General features: G+C 59.5%; 18 protein-coding genes. 5 read left to right on the plus strand and 13 right to left on the minus strand.

Annotation, left to right across the window (positions count from 1 at the left end):
- Positions 1-8: 8 nt before the first annotated feature.
- From ACN1C3_RS01480 to ACN1C3_RS01515, 8 genes are all read right to left on the minus strand, one after another.
- Positions 9-905: a peptidoglycan DD-metalloendopeptidase family protein gene (locus tag ACN1C3_RS01480; protein WP_419114003.1), complete on the minus strand. Its 897-nt coding sequence runs from the start codon at positions 903-905 to the stop codon at positions 9-11.
- A gap of 262 nt (positions 906-1,167) precedes the next feature.
- Positions 1,168-2,100 (minus strand): response regulator, encoded by a 933-nt coding sequence (locus tag ACN1C3_RS01485; RefSeq protein WP_419114004.1) that lies wholly within the window; start codon positions 2,098-2,100, stop codon positions 1,168-1,170.
- A gap of 165 nt (positions 2,101-2,265) precedes the next feature.
- Positions 2,266-3,027 carry a phosphate signaling complex protein PhoU gene (phoU, locus tag ACN1C3_RS01490; RefSeq protein ID WP_419114005.1) on the minus strand — a complete coding sequence of 254 codons (762 nt, stop codon included), beginning with the start codon at positions 3,025-3,027 and terminating at the stop codon, positions 2,266-2,268.
- Positions 3,028-3,099: 72 nt separating this feature from the next.
- Positions 3,100-3,933 carry a phosphate ABC transporter ATP-binding protein PstB gene (gene pstB, locus ACN1C3_RS01495; RefSeq protein ID WP_419114006.1) on the minus strand — a complete coding sequence of 278 codons (834 nt, stop codon included), beginning with the start codon at positions 3,931-3,933 and terminating at the stop codon, positions 3,100-3,102.
- A 144-nt stretch (positions 3,934-4,077) separates the two neighbouring features.
- Positions 4,078-5,748 carry a phosphate ABC transporter permease PstA gene (gene pstA / locus ACN1C3_RS01500; protein ID WP_419114007.1) on the minus strand — a complete coding sequence of 557 codons (1,671 nt, stop codon included), beginning with the start codon at positions 5,746-5,748 and terminating at the stop codon, positions 4,078-4,080.
- 15 nt (positions 5,749-5,763) lie between these two features.
- Complete coding sequence (locus ACN1C3_RS01505; RefSeq protein WP_419114224.1) at positions 5,764-7,797, minus strand: ABC transporter permease subunit; 2,034 nt, start codon at positions 7,795-7,797, stop codon at positions 5,764-5,766.
- Between the two features lie 412 nt (positions 7,798-8,209).
- Positions 8,210-9,211, minus strand: coding sequence for a phosphate ABC transporter substrate-binding protein PstS (locus tag ACN1C3_RS01510; protein ID WP_419114008.1), 1,002 nt, complete (start codon positions 9,209-9,211; stop codon positions 8,210-8,212).
- Positions 9,212-9,415: 204 nt separating this feature from the next.
- Positions 9,416-10,714, minus strand: coding sequence for an MFS transporter (locus ACN1C3_RS01515; RefSeq protein WP_419114009.1), 1,299 nt, complete (start codon positions 10,712-10,714; stop codon positions 9,416-9,418).
- A 362-nt stretch (positions 10,715-11,076) separates the two neighbouring features.
- Here ACN1C3_RS01515 and ACN1C3_RS01520 point away from each other — a divergent pair, with 362 nt between their 5' ends.
- Positions 11,077-11,478 (plus strand): acyl-CoA thioesterase, encoded by a 402-nt coding sequence (locus tag ACN1C3_RS01520; RefSeq protein WP_048373769.1) that lies wholly within the window; start codon positions 11,077-11,079, stop codon positions 11,476-11,478.
- A 57-nt stretch (positions 11,479-11,535) separates the two neighbouring features.
- Positions 11,536-12,435: a D-hexose-6-phosphate mutarotase gene (locus ACN1C3_RS01525; RefSeq protein ID WP_419114010.1), complete on the plus strand. Its 900-nt coding sequence runs from the start codon at positions 11,536-11,538 to the stop codon at positions 12,433-12,435.
- Between the two features lie 64 nt (positions 12,436-12,499).
- On the opposite strand, the gene ACN1C3_RS01530 is transcribed toward ACN1C3_RS01525, so the two are convergent.
- The 5 genes from ACN1C3_RS01530 to ACN1C3_RS01550 form a co-directional block, all read right to left on the minus strand.
- Complete coding sequence (locus ACN1C3_RS01530) at positions 12,500-13,036, minus strand: DUF3299 domain-containing protein (protein ID WP_419114011.1); 537 nt, start codon at positions 13,034-13,036, stop codon at positions 12,500-12,502.
- 88 nt (positions 13,037-13,124) lie between these two features.
- A complete protein-coding gene (locus ACN1C3_RS01535; protein WP_419114012.1) occupies positions 13,125-13,370 on the minus strand; it encodes a GlsB/YeaQ/YmgE family stress response membrane protein in 246 nt (81 codons plus the stop codon).
- Between the two features lie 107 nt (positions 13,371-13,477).
- Positions 13,478-14,560, minus strand: coding sequence for a 5-(carboxyamino)imidazole ribonucleotide synthase (locus ACN1C3_RS01540; RefSeq protein WP_419114013.1), 1,083 nt, complete (start codon positions 14,558-14,560; stop codon positions 13,478-13,480).
- An 11-nt stretch (positions 14,561-14,571) separates the two neighbouring features.
- Positions 14,572-15,063, minus strand: a complete 492-nt coding sequence (gene purE / locus ACN1C3_RS01545) for a 5-(carboxyamino)imidazole ribonucleotide mutase (protein ID WP_419114014.1) — start codon at positions 15,061-15,063, stop codon at positions 14,572-14,574.
- A 335-nt stretch (positions 15,064-15,398) separates the two neighbouring features.
- Positions 15,399-16,316 (minus strand): LysR substrate-binding domain-containing protein, encoded by a 918-nt coding sequence (locus ACN1C3_RS01550; RefSeq protein ID WP_419114015.1) that lies wholly within the window; start codon positions 16,314-16,316, stop codon positions 15,399-15,401.
- Between the two features lie 180 nt (positions 16,317-16,496).
- Between ACN1C3_RS01550 and aspA the strand changes: the two genes are divergently transcribed.
- The 3 genes from aspA (at position 16,497) to ACN1C3_RS01565 (ending at position 20,953) form a co-directional block, all read left to right on the plus strand.
- Positions 16,497-17,921 carry an aspartate ammonia-lyase gene (gene aspA / locus ACN1C3_RS01555; RefSeq protein ID WP_419114016.1) on the plus strand — a complete coding sequence of 475 codons (1,425 nt, stop codon included), beginning with the start codon at positions 16,497-16,499 and terminating at the stop codon, positions 17,919-17,921.
- A 478-nt stretch (positions 17,922-18,399) separates the two neighbouring features.
- On the plus strand, positions 18,400-19,851 hold the full coding sequence (locus tag ACN1C3_RS01560; protein ID WP_419114017.1) for an alanine/glycine:cation symporter family protein: 1,452 nt from the start codon (positions 18,400-18,402) through the stop codon (positions 19,849-19,851).
- A gap of 97 nt (positions 19,852-19,948) precedes the next feature.
- On the plus strand, positions 19,949-20,953 hold the full coding sequence (locus ACN1C3_RS01565) for an asparaginase (RefSeq protein ID WP_419114018.1): 1,005 nt from the start codon (positions 19,949-19,951) through the stop codon (positions 20,951-20,953).
- The last annotated feature ends 146 nt before the right edge of the window (positions 20,954-21,099 follow it).

Consider the following 21,099-nt stretch of genomic DNA (forward strand, 5'->3'; position numbering starts at 1 on the left):
GGATGCGATCATTGCTTGCCGAGCGCAAAGTTCGGCAGGTTGCCCACCGGCTGATTGAACTGGTACGGAATCGACACCAGCCCTAACCCGGTATTGCGCTGCACCACGAAGTGCAAATGCGGCCCGCTGCTGTTGCCGGTATTGCCTGACAGCGCCAGCGCGCTGCCCACCGCCACCCGTTGCCCCTCCCGAACATTCACCGAACCTTGCTTGAGGTGCAGATAGACGCCCATGGTGCCGTCGTCGTGCAGCACCCGGACAAAGTTGCCGGAGGGGTCGGTACCACGGCCGGTCTGGGCATTTTCGGTCTTCACCACCACCCCGCCACGGGCCGCGATGATCGGCGTGCCTTCAGGCATGGCGATATCCATGGCGTAGCGATTCTTGACCCCGAAGTGGCTGTATTGCCCATTGGCGCCCTGAGTCAGGCGAAACGGCCCGCCACGCCAAGGCAGCGGATAACGATAGGCCTGCGCCGCCCCTGAAGGGTCTCCCAGTGAATAACGGAACTTTGGGGTATAGGTGAGCGGCGTACCGGCCCGCGTCGCCGTGAGCAGCGCCAGGCGTGAGTTGCTGCGCGCCGGCAAGACCCGACGAATTGACTGTTGCGGGGCGCCGCTGACGTTCTTCAGATCGGCGAAGCTCAGTTCGATCTCTACCGGCGCATACAAATCGTTGCGTACGAAGACGCTGTCCACGCCCTTCTGCTTCTTGATATCGAGGTACACCTGACGCTCGAGGTGCTCGACCATCCGGTCGCGAAACACAAACACCTGCGAGCCCTGGGTCGGTCGGTCGCTGTAGGAGACCACGCCGTTGGCACCGGTGGACTTGTAGATTGTCACGGCCACAGCCGATGTGGCGGCCATGAGAAGACCACAGAAAAGCAGCAATCGCGCGAGCATGGGCAAGGATCTGTCGAGTAAGGCGTGGGAATCAGCCTAGCAGCTGCAATGGACCCGCGTAGTCGTCAGATGTTTCAGAACAGTGCATTCATTCAGGGGGAGTTGTGTTGAATTCAAGGCCGTCATCGCGAGCAAGCCCGCTCCCACACTGGTTCTGTATCGATCACCTAACAGTGGTCCAACACATATCTAAGGTGGGAGCGGGCTTGCTCGCGATGACTTTCTGGCAGTCAATGAAGGTTCCGAGCCAGACCAAAAACGCTTACGCACCGGGCACAAAATGCTTCTGCGCTGTACCGCGGGCGATCAGGCGGGAGATGTAGTCGAGTTTCTGTGCGTCCTGATCGACGAAGCGAAAGGTCAGTTGCAACCAGTCGCTGTCCGGTTTCGGCTCGTGGGCGACGATCGCATGCAGGTAGCCGTTCAGACGCGCTACTTCGGCGCTGTCGCCCTGCTCAAGGTCAAGTACCGCGCTATCGAGTACCTGTGGCAGGGTTTCAGTGCGCCGGACCACCAGCAGCGCTTCCTTGAGGCTCAGGGCTTTGATCACGCACTGCTGCGTGCCACTGGGCAGACGCAGTTGGCCTTGGCCACGACCGCCAGCCGACGCAGCAGAGGCTGCTGGCGCCTGGACCGGTGGGCTGTTGAGCAGACCGCGAGCCGGAGCAGCGGCTGCAGGCTTGGCAAACGGATTAACCGGGGCAGCCGCCGACGGGACCACTGCAGCCTTGCCGCCGGTCAGGGCGCTGAGGGAATCGTTGCCGAACGCCGAGTTCATTTTGGTCGGGGCGCTGGCCAGCAAGGTGTCGAGTTTGCCGACTTTGTTCAGGGCCTGTTTGACCTTGGTCAGCAACTGCTCGTTGGTGAAGGGCTTGCTGACGTAGCCGGAAACGCCGGCCTGAATCGCCTGAACTACGTTCTCTTTATCGCCACGGCTGGTGACCATGACGAACGGCATGGTCTTGAGGTTGTCTTGCTCGCGGCACCAGGTCAGCAGTTCGAGGCCGGACATCTCCGGCATTTCCCAGTCGCACAGGACCAGGTCAAACGCTTCACGTGCGAGTATGGCCTGGGCTTTCTTGCCGTTGACGGCGTCTTCAATCCTGATACCGGGAAAGTAGTTGCGCAGGCACTTCTTCACCAGGTCACGAATGAACGAAGCATCATCCACCACCAACACACTTACCTTACTCATCAACCACCCCTTTAAAAAATCCCGGCAAGCATATCGCTTAGCTGATGGCAATTTGCCAAAACTCTTCAGTCACGCCGGTACTTTTTTCGTTCGCGGGTGCTATGAATTCGAAAACCACAAACAAAAACGCCCGACCAAAAGGCCGGGCGCTTTTCTTGGGCAATCTTACTTATCGTCAGGTTTGCCCGGAACATTAGCGTTTTCAGCGCTTGTGCCTTCAACTTCTTCCTTCATGCGCTTGAGTCCCAGGTGACGCACGTCAGTGCCGCGCACCAGGTAGATCACCAATTCCGAGATATTGCGTGCATGGTCGCCGATCCGCTCCAGCGAACGCAGGACCCAGATGATGCTCAAGACCCGTGAGATAGAGCGCGGGTCTTCCATCATGTAGGTGGCCAGCTCACGCAGTGCGGTCTTGTATTCGCGGTCGATGATCTTGTCGTACTGCGCCACTGACAGCGCCAGGTCGGCGTCGAAGCGGGCGAAGGCGTCCAGCGCATCGCGGACCATGTTGCGCACCTGATCGCCGATGTGCCGGACCTCGACGTAACCACGCGGCGCTTCGCCTTCTTCGCACAACTGGATAGCACGGCGGGCGATCTTGGTCGCTTCATCACCAATACGCTCCAGGTCGATCACCGATTTGGAGATGCTGATGATCAAGCGTAAGTCGGACGCCGCCGGCTGACGACGGGCCAGAATGCGCAGGCACTCTTCGTCGATGTTGCGCTCCATCTGGTTGATCTGGTCGTCGATTTCACGCACTTGCTGGGCCAGACCCGAGTCGGCCTCGATCAGCGCGGTCACCGCGTCGTTGACCTGTTTCTCGACCAGACCACCCATCGCCAGGAGGTGGCTGCGCACCTCCTCGAGTTCGGCATTGAACTGCTGGGAGATGTGATGCGTGAGGCTGTCTTTACTAATCATGGTTGGCGTCCTTGGAGCGTCCGGTAAGGTGCGGTCGACCGCAGCATTGGTTCAGTGAGCCACGAAGGCTTCCTAGCCGTAACGACCAGTGATGTAGTCTTCGGTCTGCTTCTTCGCCGGATTGGTGAACAGGGTGTCGGTGTCGCCGAACTCCACCAGTTTGCCCATGTACATGAACGCTGTGTAGTCGGAAACCCGAGCGGCCTGTTGCATGTTGTGGGTCACGATGACGATGGTGAATTTGGATTTCAGTTCGTAGATCAGCTCTTCGACTTTCAGCGTCGAGATCGGATCGAGTGCCGAGCATGGCTCATCGAGCAGCAGGACTTCCGGCTCCACGGCGATGGTGCGGGCAATCACCAGACGTTGTTGCTGACCGCCGGACAGGCCGAGTGCCGATTCGTGTAGGCGGTCCTTGACCTCCTCCCACAGCGCCGCACCCTTGAGTGCCCACTCGACCGCTTCGTCGAGCACGCGTTTTTTGTTGATGCCTTGAATACGCAGGCCGTAGACCACGTTCTCATAGATGGTTTTCGGGAACGGGTTAGGCTTCTGGAACACCATCCCGACCCGGCGACGCAGCTCGGCGACGTCTTCGCCCTTGCGGTAGATGTTGTTGCCGTACAGGTTGATTTCGCCTTCCACGCGGCAGCCATCGACCAGATCGTTCATCCGGTTGAAAGTGCGCAGCAGGGTCGACTTGCCGCAACCGGACGGGCCGATGAAGGCAGTCACGCGCTGCTTGGGGATGTTCATGCTGACGTCGAACAGCGCTTGTTTGTCGCCGTAGTACAGGCTCAGGGCCGGGACTTCGATCGCGACGGTTTCTTGCGCCAGGCTCAGGCTTTGCTTGTCGCGGCCCAGGGCGGACATGTTGATGCCGTGGCTATGTGCTTCGTGCTGCATGGGAGGCTCCCTGTGCTAACAAATTCGTTTCGGTTGTGTGGGAGCGAGCCTGCTCGCGATTCAGGCGACGCGGTTTTAATCTGAAACCACGTTGATGCCATCGCGAGCAGGCTCGCTCCCACAAAAAATCAGTGCTGCATAAAATCAGCTATCCAGCGCTTTGTATTTCTCGCGCAGGTGGTTACGAATCCACACCGCCGACAGGTTAAGCGTGGCGATCACCAGTACCAGCAGCAGCGCTGTGGCGTACACCAACGGCCGTGCGGCTTCGACGTTCGGGCTCTGGAAGCCGACGTCATAGATATGGAAGCCCAAGTGCATGATTTTCTGGTCGAGGTGCAGGTACGGGTAGTTGCCATCCACCGGCAGCGACGGCGCCAGTTTCACTACACCCACCAGCATCAGCGGCGCCACTTCACCCGCGGCACGGGCCACGGCGAGGATCATGCCGGTCATCATCGCCGGGCTGGCCATTGGCAGGACGATCTTCCACAGCGTTTCCGCCTTGGTCGCGCCGAGCGCCAACGAACCTTCACGGACGGTACGAGGAATTCGCGCCAGACCTTCTTCAGTGGCGACAATTACCACCGGCACCGCCAGCAGCGCCAAGGTCAGCGAGGCCCAGAGCAGACCCGGCGTACCGAAGGTCGGCGCCGGCAAGGCTTCAGGGAAGAACAAACGGTCGACCGAACCGCCCAGTACGTAGACGAAGAAGCCCAGACCAAACACACCGTAAACGATGGCCGGTACACCCGCCAGGTTGTTCACGGCAATGCGGATGAGTCGAGTCATTGGGCCTTGGCGCGCATATTCACGCAGGTAGACCGCCGCCAGCACGCCGAACGGGGTAACGATCATGGCCATGATCAGGGTCATCATCACCGTGCCGAAAATCGCCGGGAAGATCCCGCCTTCGGTGTTGGCTTCACGTGGGTCGTCGCTGAGGAATTCCCAGACCTTGCTGAAGTAGAAGCCGACTTTGGTCAGCGTGCTCATGGCGTTCGGCTGGTAGGCGTGAACCACTTTGCCGATACCGATTTCCACTTCTTTGCCGTTGGCATCGCGGGCCGTGAGGCTGTCGCGATTGAACTGCGCGTGCAGGTCACTGAGTTGCGCTTCGACAGCCTGGTAGCGATTGTTTAGTTCGGCGCGCTCGCCATCCATGTCAGCCTGAGCGGCGGCATCGAGTGTGCCGGCCAGTTCCAGCTTGCGGGCATGCAGACGCAGACGTTCGAGGCCAGAGTTGATGGCGCCGATGTCGGTTTTTTCCAGGCTTTTGAGTTGCGCGGCGAGCTTGTTGACGCGCTCGACACGTGCTTGCAGCTCAGGCCAGGCAGCCTCGCCTTCAGCAATGACCTTGCCGTCCTGTTTGACGTTGACCAGGTAACCGTAGAAGTTGCCCCACTCGCGACGCTCGATGGTCATCAGTTCCGCAGGTGTGGTCTGGTTGGTCAGCCACTCGCCGACGGTCCAGGTGAAGTCGTTGCCATTCAAGTCACGGTTGCCGACCTTGATCAGCTCGCGGGTCATGAACTCCGGGCCTTGATCAGGGACTGGCAGGCCAGCACTTTTCAGGCGCTCACGGGGCACTTCTTCTTTCTGTACCACTTCGCCGATGACGATGTGATTGGCCTGCTCCGGCACGTTGTAACTGGCATGCACCAGGTCCGCCGGCCAGAAGTGGCCCAGACCGCGCACGGCAATCACTGCCAGCAAACCGATAGTCATGATGACCGCGATGGAGACCGCACCACCGCTGATCCAGACGCCTGGGGCGCCGCTCTTGAACCAGCCTTTTAGGGAGTTCTGTTTCACAGACTTCTACCTTTCTTAAAGCGACGAGTATTTCTTGCGCAGACGCTGACGGATCAGCTCGGCGAGGGTGTTCATGACGAAGGTGAACAACAGCAGCACCAGCGCCGAGAGGAACAGCACGCGGTAGTGGCTGCCGCCGACTTCCGATTCGGGCATTTCCACCGCAACGTTGGCGGCCAGGGTGCGCAGGCCTTCGAACAGGTTCATTTCCATGACCGGGGTGTTACCTGTGGCCATCAGCACGATCATGGTTTCACCGACCGCACGACCCATGCCGATCATCAAAGCAGAGAAGATGCCCGGGCTGGCGGTGAGGATCACCACGCGGGTCATGGTCTGCCATGGCGTAGCGCCGAGTGCCAGCGAACCCAAGGTCAGGCCACGCGGCACGCTGAACACGGCATCTTCGGCGATCGAGTAGATGTTCGGGATCACCGCAAAGCCCATGGCCAGACCGACTACCAGAGCGTTGCGCTGATCGTAGGTAATGCCCAGGTCGTGGGAAATCCACATGCGCATGTCGCCGCCGAAGAACCAGGTCTCCATGTACGGGCTCATGTACAGCGAGAGCCAGCCGACGAACAGGATCACCGGAATCAGGATCGCGCTTTCCCAGCCATCCGGCACTCGCAGGCGCAGCGATTCAGGCAAGCGACTGAAAGTGAAACCGGCGACCAGAATGCCGACCGGCATCAACAACAGCAGACTGAAAATCCCCGGCAGATGCCCTTCGACATACGGTGCCAGGAACAAGCCGGCAAAGAAGCCGAGGATCACCGTCGGCATCGCTTCCATCAACTCGATCACCGGTTTGACCTTGCGGCGCATGCCCGGAGCCATGAAGTAAGCGGTGTAGATCGCTGCGGCAACGGCCAATGGAGCGGCCAGCAGCATGGCGTAGAACGCCGCTTTCAGCGTACCGAAGGTCAGCGGCGAAAGGCTCAGCTTGGGTTCGAAGTCGGTGTTGGCGGCGGTCGATTGCCAGACGTATTTAGGCTCGTCGTAGTTCTCGTACCAGACTTTGCTCCACAACGCGCTCCAGGAGACTTCCGGGTGCGGGTTGTCGAGTAGCAGCGGTTGCAGCTTGCCACCCTGTTCGACGATGACACGGTTGGCCCGTGGCGACAGACCGAAAATGCCGGCGCCGTCGACCACTTGATCAACCAGCAAGGTGCGGTGGGCGGTGCTGTGGAACACGCCGAGCTTGCCCGAAGCGTCCAGTGCAATGAAGCCTTTGCGACGTTCTTCGGCAGTGATTTCGACGATTGGCGTGGTGCCCATCTGGAAGGTGCGGATCTGTTTCAGGCGCTGTTCGCCATCCGGGTCGCGGGCCATAAACCACTGGGCCAGACCGCCCTTGGAATCACCGACGATCAGCGAGATACCGCCCACCAATTGGGTACTGGCAGTCACTTCGGCATTGCCGTCTTCGAGCAGCTTGTAGCGACCGTTGAGGCTCTTGTCGCGCAGGCTGAACACGTCGGCCTGGGCACGACCGTTAACCACGTACAACCATTGCTGGCGCGGGTCGATGAAGATCGCTTTGACCGTCTCGGTCATTTGCGGCAGTTCGATGCGCACCTGAGCACTGGTGACTTCACCGGTCATCATGTTTTCTTCGCGGGTCAGCGACAGCACATTCAACTGCGGACCCGTAGCACCGGCAACCACCAGGGCAGAATCAGTGGCGTTGAGGCTGACGTGCTCAAGGGCACCGCCCTGCTCGTTCAGCGCAATCGGTGTTTCACCGTACGGGTATTCGATGGCCGGCGAGATGGTCTTTTTGCCATCCGGGTAGCTGACCTTATAGGTATGGCGGAACACCAAAGCCTGACCGTTGGACAAGCCGACCACCACCAATGGGTGCCCTGGCTGGTCTTCACCGATGGACGTCACGCTGACGCCGGCCGGAATCGGCAGGTTAACGCGGCTAAATTCGGCACCGCTGTCGATGTCGAAGAACAGCGCCTGACCTTTGTCGGAAACCCGCATCGCGACCTGGTTCTGCTCTTCAAGGGAGATCATCAACGGCTTGCCGGCGTCTTGCATCCAGGCAGGGGTGATGGATTCCTTGGCGGTCAGGCTAGCCCCTTGGAATAGCGGCATCACGACGTAACCGAGGAAAAAGAAGATCAAGGTGATTGCACCGAGGACGGCGAGGCCGCCTACCAGCACGTACCAGCGGGTCAGACGGTCTTTAAGCGCGCGGATGCGGCGCTTGCGTTGCAGCTCAGGCGTATTGAAGTCAATTCGCTTGGGGGGATTGGTAGTCATGGTGGAATTGGCCAGATCATTCATGCGCTCACCCTAGCGATCCTTTATGACAAAAACATGACAATGCAGTGACGCAACAAATCCGCCGCGAAGCAGAGCCGGCAGCGGATCGAAAATGAGTGGCAGGGTCCAGGTCGAACAGACCCCGCCGAGGTGATGCAGCCTGGGTCAGACCCAGGCTAAGGTGCTACTTTTTTGCGACTTCAGAGCCGCCTTCTTGCAGACCCAGGTCAGCCAGTGCTTTTGCAGCAACCTTGGCTGGCAGAGGGATGTAGCCGTCTTTCACAACCACTTCCTGGCCCTGTTTGGACAGAACCAGTTTCACGAACTCAGCTTCCAGCGGGGCCAGAGGCTTGTTCGGGGCTTTGTTGACATACACGTAGAGGAAACGCGACAGAGGGTATTTACCGTTCAGGGCGTTTTCTTCGCTGTCTTCGATGAATTCAGTGGTGCCTTTCTTGGCCAGAGCCACGGTCTTCACGCTAGCGGTTTTGTAGCCGATGCCCGAGTAACCAATACCGTTCAGCGAGCTGCTGATCGATTGCACGACCGAAGCCGAACCTGGTTGTTCGTTGACGTTTGGCTTGTAGTCGCCTTTGCACAGGGCTTCTTCTTTGAAGTAGCCGTAGGTGCCGGATACCGAGTTACGACCGAACAGTTGAACTGGCTTGTTGGCCAAGTCACCGGTCACACCCAGGTCACCCCAGGTTTTCACTTCAGTTTTGGCGCCGCACAGACGAGTCGAGGAGAAGATCGCGTCGACTTGTTCCATGGTCAGGTGCTGGATCGGGTTGTCCTTGTGCACGAACACGGCCAGGGCATCCACAGCGACCGGGATGGCGGTCGGCTTGTAACCGTACTTCTGCTCGAAAGCAGCTAGTTCGGTGTCCTTCATTTTGCGGCTCATCGGGCCCAGGTTCGAGGTGCCTTCAGTCAGCGCAGGTGGCGCAGTGGCGGAGCCAGCGGCCTGAATCTGGATGTTTACGTTCGGGTATTCTTTCTTGTAGTTCTCGGCCCACAAGGTCATCAGGTTCGCCAGGGTATCGGAACCGACGCTGGACAGGTTGCCCGACACACCAGTGGTCTTGGTGTAGCTCGGGATAGCAGGGTCAACAGCGGCGAACGCATTGGCAGTCGCAACGCCAGCAGCGACAAAAGTCATTGCCGCCATCAAACGCTTCAGTTTCATGCCTTACTCCTAGCAGATAGGGTGTGTTAAGTCGGGGCCAAGTATCTGTAGGCCGCGTGAACACTCTATGACTGGAATATGACAATTAGATGAAAGGCCAGCATTCGATTAGAAGGCTGGCCTTTTGAGTGAAGGCCAGAGATTTGTGGGCGCGGTGAAAATCGCCAAGATCGTCCGAACGCGCCCGAACCTTCGGCAGCTACATCAACGTCCCTTCTTCCACAGATAGAGACCCACCAACAAACCCATGCTGCAAATTATTGCAACATAATAGGCTGGCCCCATCGGGCTTTCCTTGAGCAGTAAGGTCACGACCATCGGAGTCAAACCGCCGAAGATCGCGTAGGCCAGGTTGTAGGAGAACGACAAACCGCTGAAGCGGACAACTGCCGGGAAGGCGTTGACCATCACAAACGGCACCGCACCGATGGTGCCGACGAACAAACCAGTCAGCGCGTACAGCGGGAACAGCCAGTCGGGGTGGTTGAACAGGCCGTGGTAGAAAGTCCAGGAGGTCAGCAGCAGCGCGCCGCTGCCAAACACGAACACCCGGCCCGCGCCGAAACGGTCAGCCAGCGCTCCGGCAGCTACACAACCCAGGCTCAGAAAGACGATTGCCAGGCTGTTGGCCTGTAGCGCGGTGGTCGGTGAGAAGTGATAGACGGTCTGCAGGACGGTTGGGGTCATCAAGATGACCACGATGACCCCGGCGGAGAGCAACCAGGTCAGCAACATCGAGATCACGATCGCCCCGCGATGGTCGCGCAGTACGGCGCGCAACGGCACTTCGTCAGCCAGGGCTTTGCGCAGTTGTAGCTCGGAGAATACCGGTGTTTCGTGCAGCCAGCGACGCAGGTACACCGAAAACAGACCGAAGACCCCGCCCAGCAGGAACGGGATACGCCAGGCGTAATCGGAGACTTCGGTCGGGGTATAAATGCTGTTGATCGCCGTGGCGACCAGCGAGCCGAGCAGGATCCCGGCGGTCAGGCCGCACGTCAACGTGCCGCAGGCGTAACCGACATGCCGTTGTGGCACGTGCTCGGAAACGAACACCCAGGCGCCCGGCACTTCACCGCCGATGGCCGCGCCTTGAATCACCCGCATCAACAGCAAGAGGATCGGCGCCCACAGGCCAATCTGCGCGTAGGTCGGCAGCAGGCCCATGATCAGCGTCGGCACGGCCATCATGAAGATGCTCAGGGTGAACATTTTCTTGCGTCCCAGCAGGTCGCCGAAGTGTGCCATGACGATCCCGCCCAAAGGCCGGGCCAGATAACCTGCAGCGAAAATCCCGAAGGTCTGCATCAGACGCAGCCATTCCGGCATGTCCGCCGGGAAGAACAGTTTGCCGACCACCGTGGCGAAGAACACAAAGATAATGAAATCGTAAAACTCCAGCGCCCCACCCAAGGCAGAAAGCGACAAAGTCTTATAGTCGTTGCGGGTCAACGGACGTGCGGGTTGCGCAGGCTGCGCAATGCTCGAGGGCACACTGGTCATGGCAAGGGCTTCTCTTATAGTCAGATCTGGAAGCCGCAACAGCGCTGGTTGGGGCCTGGCAGGTTCGGCACGATAGCAAATTGTTCGAAAAAGCACATAGATGAGCGCAATTGGCGGTCAAAATGAGAACCGGACGGTCGTCGCGAGGTCTACCGACCGATATACTCGCAACCTGTAACGACCTGAAAGGGTTGCTGTGCGAAAACGCCGTTGGGACCCGCCAGCCGGTTTCGCAGAGTTTCCCTTTAGTACGCCTTACGAAAAACGCGACGAACGTAGTATGTTCGGGCTGAATCGTTTTTCCCAAGACGGCTATTCACCTGAAATACCAAAGAGAGTCACGGGTCAGAGGCACCCCCGGCATGATAGAGCTCGAACAAGAAGATCCAATTCCGCAAGGCGATCTGGCCCTGCAAATCACCGCGCTTCCTCGCGAAACCAACGGTTTTGGCGATATTTTCGGCGGTTGGCTGGTCTCGCAAATGGACCTCGCTGGCACGGCAATGGCCAGTAAAGTCGCGGGCGGACGCGTCGCAACGGTGGCGATTGATCGTATGGCATTTCTGGTGCCGGTCGCGGTTGGCGCGCAACTGTCTTTCTATACCCAGGCGCTGGAAATCGGCCGCAGCTCGATTCAAATGATGGTCGAGGTCTGGAGCGACGATCCACTGTCCAGTGAATGGCGTAAAGTGACCGAAGCCGTGTTTGTCTTCGTCGCCATCGATGGCAGCGGCCGCACCCGCTCGGTGCCGCCACGGCGTTAAACTCATGGGCCCTTCGCGGGTCCATTGCAGTCATTGTTCCTGAGTGAGATCTGCAACATGCCTACGCCCAACGTTGAAGCCGTGAAACTGGATGAACTGAACTGCTGGCGCATTCGCCACGGTCAGGCCGAATTGCTGGTGGCCCAGCAAGGCGCGCACATTCTCAGCTATCAGCTGGCCGGACAACCACCGCTGATCTGGCTCAACGATGAGGCCGTGTTCAAAACCGGCAAGAGCATTCGTGCCGGGGTACCGGTGTGCTGGCCGTGGTTCGGCAATCTGGCGCGCAACCCGCAAAGTGTTCAGGACATGCGCCAGAGCGCTGAACCCGCTACCGCCCATGGTTTGGTACGGGCGATAGACTGGGAGCTGGGCGAGATCGAAGCCGAAGGTGAAAATCTGAAAGTCGAATTCGTCTTGCCGCAGCCCGAAGACGGCTTGCCGGGTTGGCCGCACCAGGTTGAGTTGAAGATGAACATTCGCCTGGATGAGCAACTCCACATCAGCCTCACCAGCTACAACCTGGGCACCGAAAGCGTGAGCATCAGCCAAGCGCTGCACAGCTACTTCGCGGTCAGCGACGTGCGCAACGTATACGTCGAAGGGCTGGACGGGCTGAGCTATATCGAAACCCTGGACGACTGGAAAACCTGTATTCAGGCCGGTGATTTGCGCTTTACCGGTGAAACCGACCGCATCTATCTGGATACGCCTGAACAGCTGAACATTGTTGACCCGACCTGGGAACGGCGCATTCAGCTGACCAGCCGCGGCTCGCGCTCGGCGGTGATCTGGAATCCCTGGATCGAACGCGCCAAACAGTTCAGCGATATGGCCGACGATGGCTGGCAGCGCATGCTGTGCATCGAGACGGCGAATGTGATGGATGACGTGGTGACCCTGGCGCCGGGGGCGAAGCATACGTTGGGTGTGAGTGTGGTTAGCAAGTCCCTTTAAGATCAAAAGATCGCAGCCTGCGGCAACTCCTACGCAGGCTGCGATCTTTTCGCGGTATCCCCGATTACAAATCCGATTCCTTCACCGCCCGCACTTTCGCCGCATCCAGCGCATACGCCGCATCAGCCAGGTCATTGTTGACCTTCTCGACTTTCAGCGTGCCTGTCACCCACAGCGGCGTGTAGATGTCGTTCAGCTTCAAACCCTTCGGATAACGCACCAGCACCAGTTGATTGGGGGGCGGTGGCGGCACATGGATGCAGGCGCCCGGGTATGGCACCAGGAAGAACAGCGTGCTGCGACCTTTGGCATCCGTTTCCAGCGGCACTGGATAACCACCAATACGGATGTTTTTGTCATTCATCGCCGCTACGGTTTTGGTCGAATACATCACCGCGGGCAGGCCTTTGCTCTGCTTCAAGCCACCCTTGTCGGTAAAGGTGCCGTTGGCTTCGGGCGAGTTATGGTCGATTTCCGGCATTTGTTCGAGGGCTTTCTGGTCCGACTTGGGCATCAGTTCGAGCCAGTCGGTTTCCGGCAGTTCGCCGGCATGGGCCAGGCCACTGCCCAGCAAGAGGAGAGTCAACAGAAGACGGCGCATAACAGGCTCGGTAAAAGGAGGGGACGATAAGTCGCCGAATATTCTAGCCCTCTCCGCGCGCAGCACAGAGAGGGCTTTGTCGCTTAAATCAGTTCTTTTTGATCATGCCGTAGATCACCAGCAACACGATCGCGCCTACCAGCGCACCGATGAAGCCTGCGCCCTGGCCCGCCTGATAGATGCCCAGCGCCTGACCACCATAGGTCGCCGCCAGCGAACCGCCGATACCGAGCAGAATGGTCATGATCCAACCCATACTGTCATCGCCAGGTTTCAGGAAGCGTGCCAGCAGACCAACGATCAAGCCGATAAAGATGGTTCCGATAATACCCATGACATTTCCCTCTGTATGAATTGGATACGCCAAAGCCTAGACAGACTTTGGCATCCTGCCATCAGAGAACGGCGAAGAACGAAGGTTCCCGCCAGCCATAAGGAAAGTTATTCGGCGATCAGTGCTTCGACTTTGAGAATCTGCTGCGCAAGCGTGGCCTTGTCAGCGCATCGCAGGCTGGCGTGACCGACCTTGCGACCGACCTTGAACGCCTTGCCATAGTGGTGCAAATGGCAATCGGCGATGGCCAAAACCTTCTCGGTCTCCGGCACCTTGCCGATGAAGTTGAGCATCGCGCTCTCACCGACCTTGGCCGTCGAGCCCAGCGGCAGACCGGCAACGGCCCGCAGGTGGTTTTCGAACTGGCTGCACTCGGAGCCTTCAGTGGTCCAGTGCCCAGAGTTGTGCACACGCGGGGCGATTTCGTTGGCCTTGAGGCCACCGTCGACTTCAAAGAACTCGAACGCCATCACGCCGACGTATTCCAGCTGCTTGAGCACACGGCTCGAATACTCTTCAGCCAGCGCTTGCAGTGGATGATCGGTGCTGACCACCGACAGACGCAAAATGCCGTTGTCGTGGGTGTTGTGGACCAGTGGGTAGAACTTCGTTTCGCCATCACGGGCACGCACAGCGATCAACGAGACTTCGCCAGTGAAAGGCACGAAACCCTCCAGCAGACAGGCAACGCTGCCCAGCTCGGCGAAAGTGCCCACCACATCGGCAGCGGTGCGCAGAACTTTCTGTCCTTTGCCGTCGTAACCCAGGGTGCGGGTTTTCAACACAGCCGGCAGACCAATGCTGACCACGGCCGCATCCAAATCAGCTTGCGACTGGATGTCGGCGAACGCCGGGGTTGGAATTCCGAGGTCCTTGAACATGCTTTTTTCGAACCAGCGATCCCGGGCGATGCGCAAGGCTTCGGCGCTCGGGTAGACCGGCACGAACTGCGACAGGAAGGCCACGGTTTCAGCCGGGACGCTTTCGAACTCGAAGGTCACCAGATCCACTTCATCGGCCAGCTGGCGCAAGTGGTCCTGATCGCCGTAATCAGCCCGCAGGTGCTCGCCCAACGCCGCTGCGCAGGCATCCGGCGCCGGGTCCAGAAAAGCGAAGTTCATCCCCAGCGGTGTACCCGCCAAAGCCAACATGCGGCCCAACTGGCCGCCACCGATTACACCGATCTTCATCGTCAAAAACCTCAGGCGATGCGTGGGTCTGGATTTTCCAGGACGCTGTCTGTCTGCTCAGCGCGGAATTTTTTCAGCACGGAATGGAATTGCGGGTGTTTGGCGCCCAGGATGCTCGCGGACAATAGCGCGGCATTGATTGCGCCTGCCTTGCCGATCGCCAGCGTCGCCACCGGAATGCCCGCAGGCATCTGCACGATGGACAGCAGCGAATCGACGCCCGATAGCATCGACGACTGCACTGGCACGCCGAGCACCGGCAGGTGCGTCTTGGCCGCACACATGCCAGGCAAGTGGGCAGCGCCACCGGCGCCAGCGATGATCACCTCGATGCCACGTGCTTCGGCCTCTTCGGCGTACTGGAACAGCAGGTCCGGGGTGCGGTGGGCAGAGACCACTTTCACCTCGTAAGGGATGCCGAGCTTTTCCAGCATATCGGCGGTGTGGCTAAGGGTGGACCAATCGGACTTGGAGCCCATGATCACGCCAACCAGTGCACTCATCGTCGTGCCTCTTCTCTCTGGGCGCCCGCAGGCGCGTCAAAAAACAACAAGCCACGCGGGAAGACCGGCGTGGCTTGTTATACGAATTAAGGCCGGATTGGACCGGCCGAAGGCCGCGCAGTATACCGCAAAGAGGCAGATAAACAGCCCCCGGTTCGACCATCTGTCATATGGCGCAAAGTCCCAGCTTTATTGACTTCAGGGTCAGTCAAATACAACACAAATCCCCTGTGGGAGCGGGCTTGCTCGCGAAAGCGGTGTGTCAGGCAACATTGATGTCGACTGACACTCCCTCTTCGCGAGCAAGCTCGCTCCCACATGGATTTTTGTTGGGTTCAGGTTCCTGTGGTGCCTTGGGCTGCGCCGCCTTCCAGCTTGCGCCACAACAACCGCACATTCGCTTTGCGCACCAATGCACAGCGGTACAGCCGAATTTCCAGCGGCACATGCCATTGCGGGCCGCCGCAGACCACCAGCTCGCCGCGCGCCAGCTCGGCGCGTACGCTGAGTTGCGGTACCCAGGCAATCCCTAAGCCTTCCAGCGCCATGCTTTTCAGGCTGTCGGCCATGGCGGTTTCATAGATGGTGGTGAAACGCAGGGCGCGCTGACGCAGAAGCATGTTCACCGAACGCCCGAGAAAGGCACCGGCGCTGTAAGCCAGCAGCGGCACGCTGGCTTCGCCTTCCAGATCGAACAGCGGCTTGCCCTCGGCATCGGCCGCACAGACCGGGAGCATTTCGGTGTGTCCCAGATGCAGCGAAGGGAAGATTTCCGGGTCCATCTGCATCGCCGCATCCGGATCATAGAACGCCAGCATCAGGTCACAACCGCCTTCACGCAACGCATGCACGGCGTCGCCGACGTTGGTCGCTACCAGCCGTGTCGCGATGTTCAAACCTTCATTGCGCAACTGCGCGATCCAGCGTGGGAAGAAGCCCAGCGCCAGGGAGTGGGCAGCAGCGACTTGCATCACTTCACCCTGCCCGCCTTCCAGATGGTGGAGGTGGCGCAGTACTTCGCCGAGCTGTTCAACCACCGTGCGCGCGGTCACCAGAAACAGCTGCCCCGCCGCCGTCAGTTCGATCGGCGTGCGCGAGCGGTTGACCAGGGTCAGGCCCAGCGCGGATTCGAGACTGCGGATCCGCCGACTGAACGCCGGCTGAGTGACGAAGCGTCGCTCGGCAGCCTGGGAGAAGCTGCGGGTGGCGGCCAGAGCACTAAAGTCCTCGAGCCATTTGCTTTCCAGATTCATCACGTCCTCCCGGACACGCACCATTTTAGGTCACACGTTCGCCGCGTACGCGGCGTCACACTGGCATTATGCCGAATGTGCATAGGCCAGTGTTTAACAGCATTGGCCCAAAATTCTCCACAAGCCTAGCATTCACAGCGTTCCGGCACAGACCGTGTCCATATCGAGATGATTTCTATCATGTCCTCCGCTGCATCATTCCGCACAGAAAAAGACCTGCTTGGCGTACTCGAAGTACCGGCTCAAGCGTATTACGGCATCCAGACCCTGCGAGCGGTGAATAACTTCCGTCTCTCCGGCGTTCCGATCTCGCATTACCCGAAGCTGGTCGTCGGTCTGGCAATGGTCAAACAGGCCGCCGCAGACGCCAACCGTGAATTGGGTCACCTCAGTGAAGCCAAGCACGCTGCCATCAGCGAAGCCTGTGCCCGTCTGATCCGCGGCGATTTCCACGAAGAGTTCGTGGTGGACATGATTCAGGGCGGCGCTGGCACTTCAACCAACATGAATGCCAACGAAGTCATCGCCAACATCGCGCTGGAGGCCATGGGCCACCAGAAGGGCGAATATCAGTACCTGCACCCGAACAACGACGTGAACATGGCGCAGTCGACCAACGACGCCTACCCGACGGCGATCCGTCTGGGTCTGTTGCTCGGTCACGACGCCCTGCTCGCCAGCCTCGACAGCCTGATCCAGTCGTTCGCTGCCAAAGGTCAAGAATTCAGCCACGTTCTGAAGATGGGTCGTACCCAACTGCAAGACGCCGTGCCGATGACCCTGGGTCAAGAATTCCGCGCCTTCGCCACCACGTTGAGCGAAGACCTGGCGCGCCTGAAAACCCTCGCACCTGAGCTGCTGACCGAAGTGAACCTGGGCGGCACCGCGATTGGCACCGGCATCAACGCCGACCCGCGTTACCAGCACCTGGCCGTATCGCGCCTGGCGATCATCAGCGGTCAACCGCTGGTACCGGCCGCCGACCTGATCGAAGCCACGTCCGACATGGGCGCCTTCGTACTGTTCTCCGGCATGCTCAAGCGCACCGCGGTCAAGCTGTCGAAGATCTGCAACGACCTGCGCCTGCTATCCAGCGGCCCACGCACCGGCATCAACGAAATCAACCTGCCAGCGCGTCAGCCTGGCAGCTCGATCATGCCCGGCAAGGTCAACCCGGTTATCCCGGAAGCGGTCAACCAGGTGGCATTCCAGATCATCGGCAACGACCTGGCACTGACCATCGCGGCCGAAGGCGGCCAGCTGCAACTGAACGTGATGGAGCCGCTGATCGCCTTCAAGATCTTCGACTCGATCCGCCTGTTGCAACGCGCCATGGACATGCTGCGCGAGCACTGCATCGTCGGTATCACTGCCAACGAAGCCCGCTGCCGCGAACTGGTCGAACACTCGATCGGCCTGGTCACCGCGCTGAACCCGTACATCGGCTATGAAAACGCCACCCGCATCGCCCGTATTGCCCTTGAAAGCGGCCGCGGCGTGCTGGAACTGGTGCGCGAAGAAGGCTTGCTCGACGACGCCATGCTCGCCGACATCCTGCGCCCGGAAAACATGATTGCTCCGCGGTTGGTGCCTCTGAAGGCCTGACCAACGCTGGCTCTCAAGGCATAGCACCGCTCACCAGGATGAGGGACTAGACACCTCTCACCTTTTGAGGGCTTGGAGATTACTCTCCGGGCCCTTTTTTTTAACTTTTTTGCGGACTGAACCTAACGTGATTTGCGTGCCAAACGCCGCCAAGATCGCAGCCTTCGGCAGCTCCAGCGGGTGTACGTCAATCCGGGCAGGAGCTGCCGAAGGCTGCGATCTTTTGATCCAGAAGGTCTTTGTTTCATAGCTGGTACCACAACCGTGCAGACGGACGGCACACTCGTAGGTATAGTGCCGCCCCTCTTCGCGTGAGCGGTCGTCAGTAACGAGGCCTACACCCATGCGAAACCCGACCTAATAACAACCCGCGATATGGATCCGGGACGTACCTTCGCCCCACCTGTTGTGCTTGGTGTAACGCGATGTGTCGGACCGACCAGCATTTGCCTACACAAAAAATAGCGAGGAATACTCCATGCTCGAAGTCATCAACGACTTCCTCTCAGGGAAAGTACTGATCGTGCTCATTGTCGGGCTCGGTAGCTACTTCACGATCCGCTCGCGTTTCGTTCAATTGAGACACTTCTTCCACATGTTCGCGGTGTTCCGTGACAGCCTGCGCAGCAGCGCCGGTCAACTCAGCTCCTTCCAGGCCCTGATGCTCAGCCTCGCTGGCCGGGTAGGTGCAGGTAACATCGCTGGTGTCGGCATTGCCGTGACCCTGGGTGGCCCAGGTGCGGTGTTCTGGATGTGGGTGACCGCGCTGGTCGGCATGTCCAGCAGCTTCTTCGAATGCTCCCTTGGCCAGCTCTACAAGCGCTGCGACTCCGAAGGTCAGTACCGTGGCGGCCCGTCCTATTACATCCAGCACGGCCTGCAAAAACGCTGGTTGGGCATGATCATGGCCTTCCTGTTGCTGGTGACCTTCGGTTTCGCCTTCAATGGCCTGCAATCCCACGCCGTGACCCACTCGCTGAATAACGCTTTCGGCCTGAACACCACTTACACCGGGCTGGGCCTGGCGGTGCTGTTGGGCCTGGTATTCGTCGGCGGGATCAAGCGTATCGCCAAGGTCGCTGACCTGCTGGTTCCGGTGAAGACCCTGGTGTACATCGGTGTGACCCTCTACGTGATCGTGCTGCAGTTCGACCACGTGCCGGCCATGCTGATGACCATCGTCAAAAGCGCCTTCGGTCTGGATCAAGCCTTCGGCGGCCTGGTCGGCAGCGCCATTATCATGGGCGTGAAGCGTGGCGTATTCGCCAACGAAGCCGGTTTGGGCAGTGCGCCGAACGTCGCTGCGGTGGCCTCGGTCGAGCACCCGGTCGCGCAAGGTGTGGTGCAGGCATTCAGTGTGTTCCTCGATACCTTCGTGATCTGCACCTGTACTGCTTTGCTGATTCTGCTGTCGGGCTTCTACACCCCGGGTTTCGAAGGCGACGGCATTGCCCTGACCCAGAACTCCCTGGCTGCGGTAGTCGGTGACTGGGGCCGGATGTTCATCAGCGTCGCGCTGGCGTTGTTCGTGTTCACCTCGATCCTCTACAACTACTATCTGGGCGAGAGCAACCTGCGCTTCTTGATCGGTGACAACCGCAAGGCACTGATCGGCTACCGCGCACTGGTACTGGTGTTGATCTTCTGGGGTGCGATCGAGAACCTTGGCACGGTGTTCGCCTTCGCCGACATCACCATGACCCTGCTGGCCTTCGTTAACCTGATCGCGCTGTTCCTGCTGTTCAAGGTTGGCATGCGCATTCTGCGCGACTACGACGACCAACGCGCGGCAGGCATCAAGACTCCGGTGTTCGATTCCAGCAAGTTCCCGGACCTGGATCTCGACCTGAAAGCCTGGCCAGCCAATCCGCCAGTACCGACCACTCAGGCCCAAGCAACACCTGCAGTCGCGAGCGCAGCGCAACGCTGATCGCCAAACCGGGCGCAATCCATTGCGTCCGACGTGACACACCGCACGGTCAGCGTCATGCTCGACCGTACGGTGTACTCGTCCAGGAGAATCCCATATGAACCCCGCAACTTATCCCGCCGCGCAACACGTCATGGTGCTCTATACCGGTGGCACTATTGGCATGCAGGCCAGTGCCCACGGCCTGGCTCCGGCGTCTGGTTTTGAAGCGCGGATGCGCGATTATTTCCACAGCCAGCCAGAGCTGGTGGTGCCCAACTGGCGCTTCCGTGAAATGGCCCCGCTGATCGACAGCGCCAACATGACGCCCGCTTACTGGCAACGTCTGCGTGAAGCTGTCATAGAAGCAGTCGACGTACAGGGCTGCGACAGCGTGCTGATCCTGCACGGCACTGACACCCTCGCTTACAGCGCCGCGGCCATGAGCTTCCAATTGCTCGGCCTGCATGCGCGCGTGGTGTTTACCGGCTCGATGCTGCCGGCCGGTGTGGCCGACAGCGATGCCTGGGAAAACCTCAGCGGCGCGTTGGTTGCACTGGGCCAAGGCTTGGCGCCGGGGGTGCATTTGTACTTCCACGGCGAGCTGTTGGCGCCGACCCGCTGCGCGAAAATTCGCAGCTCTGGTCGTCATCCGTTTGCCACGCTGAATCGTAACGGTGGCGTGGCCAAGGCACCGTCTGTTCCCGCCCAGCTGGAATACCATCAGAACAAGCAACTGGCCAAAGTCGGCGTGCTGCCGCTGTTCCCGGGCATTGGCGCTGAACAGCTGGATGGCCTGCTCAATAGCGGCATTCAAGGGTTGGTGCTCGAGTGCTTCGGCAGCGGCACCGGGCCGAGCGACAACCCAGAGTTCCTCGCCAGCCTGCAACGGGCGCAGGACAAGGGCATCGTGGTGGTGGCGATCACTCAATGCCATGAAGGTGGCGTGGCGCTGGACGTCTACGAAGCCGGCAGCCGGTTGCGCGGCGTTGGTGTGTTGTCGGGTGGCGGCATGACTCGCGAGGCGGCGTTTGGCAAGTTGCATGCGCTGTTAGGGACAGGGATTGAGATTGACGAGATTCGGCGGTTGGTTGAACTGGATCTTTGTGGCGAATTGAACTGACCTTCCACTGATCGTACTGATCGTTCCCACGCTCTGCGTGGGAATGCAGCCCGTGACGCTCCGCGTCACTGCCGAAGCGGACGCAGAGCGTCCAGTGAGGCATTCCCACGCGGGAGCGTGGGAACGATCCTCCAATTCTCCGCCAA

Origin of the sequence: Pseudomonas sp. H11T01 (genome assembly GCF_048515765.1) — a bacterium.
Taxonomy (GTDB): Bacteria; Pseudomonadota; Gammaproteobacteria; order Pseudomonadales; family Pseudomonadaceae; genus Aquipseudomonas.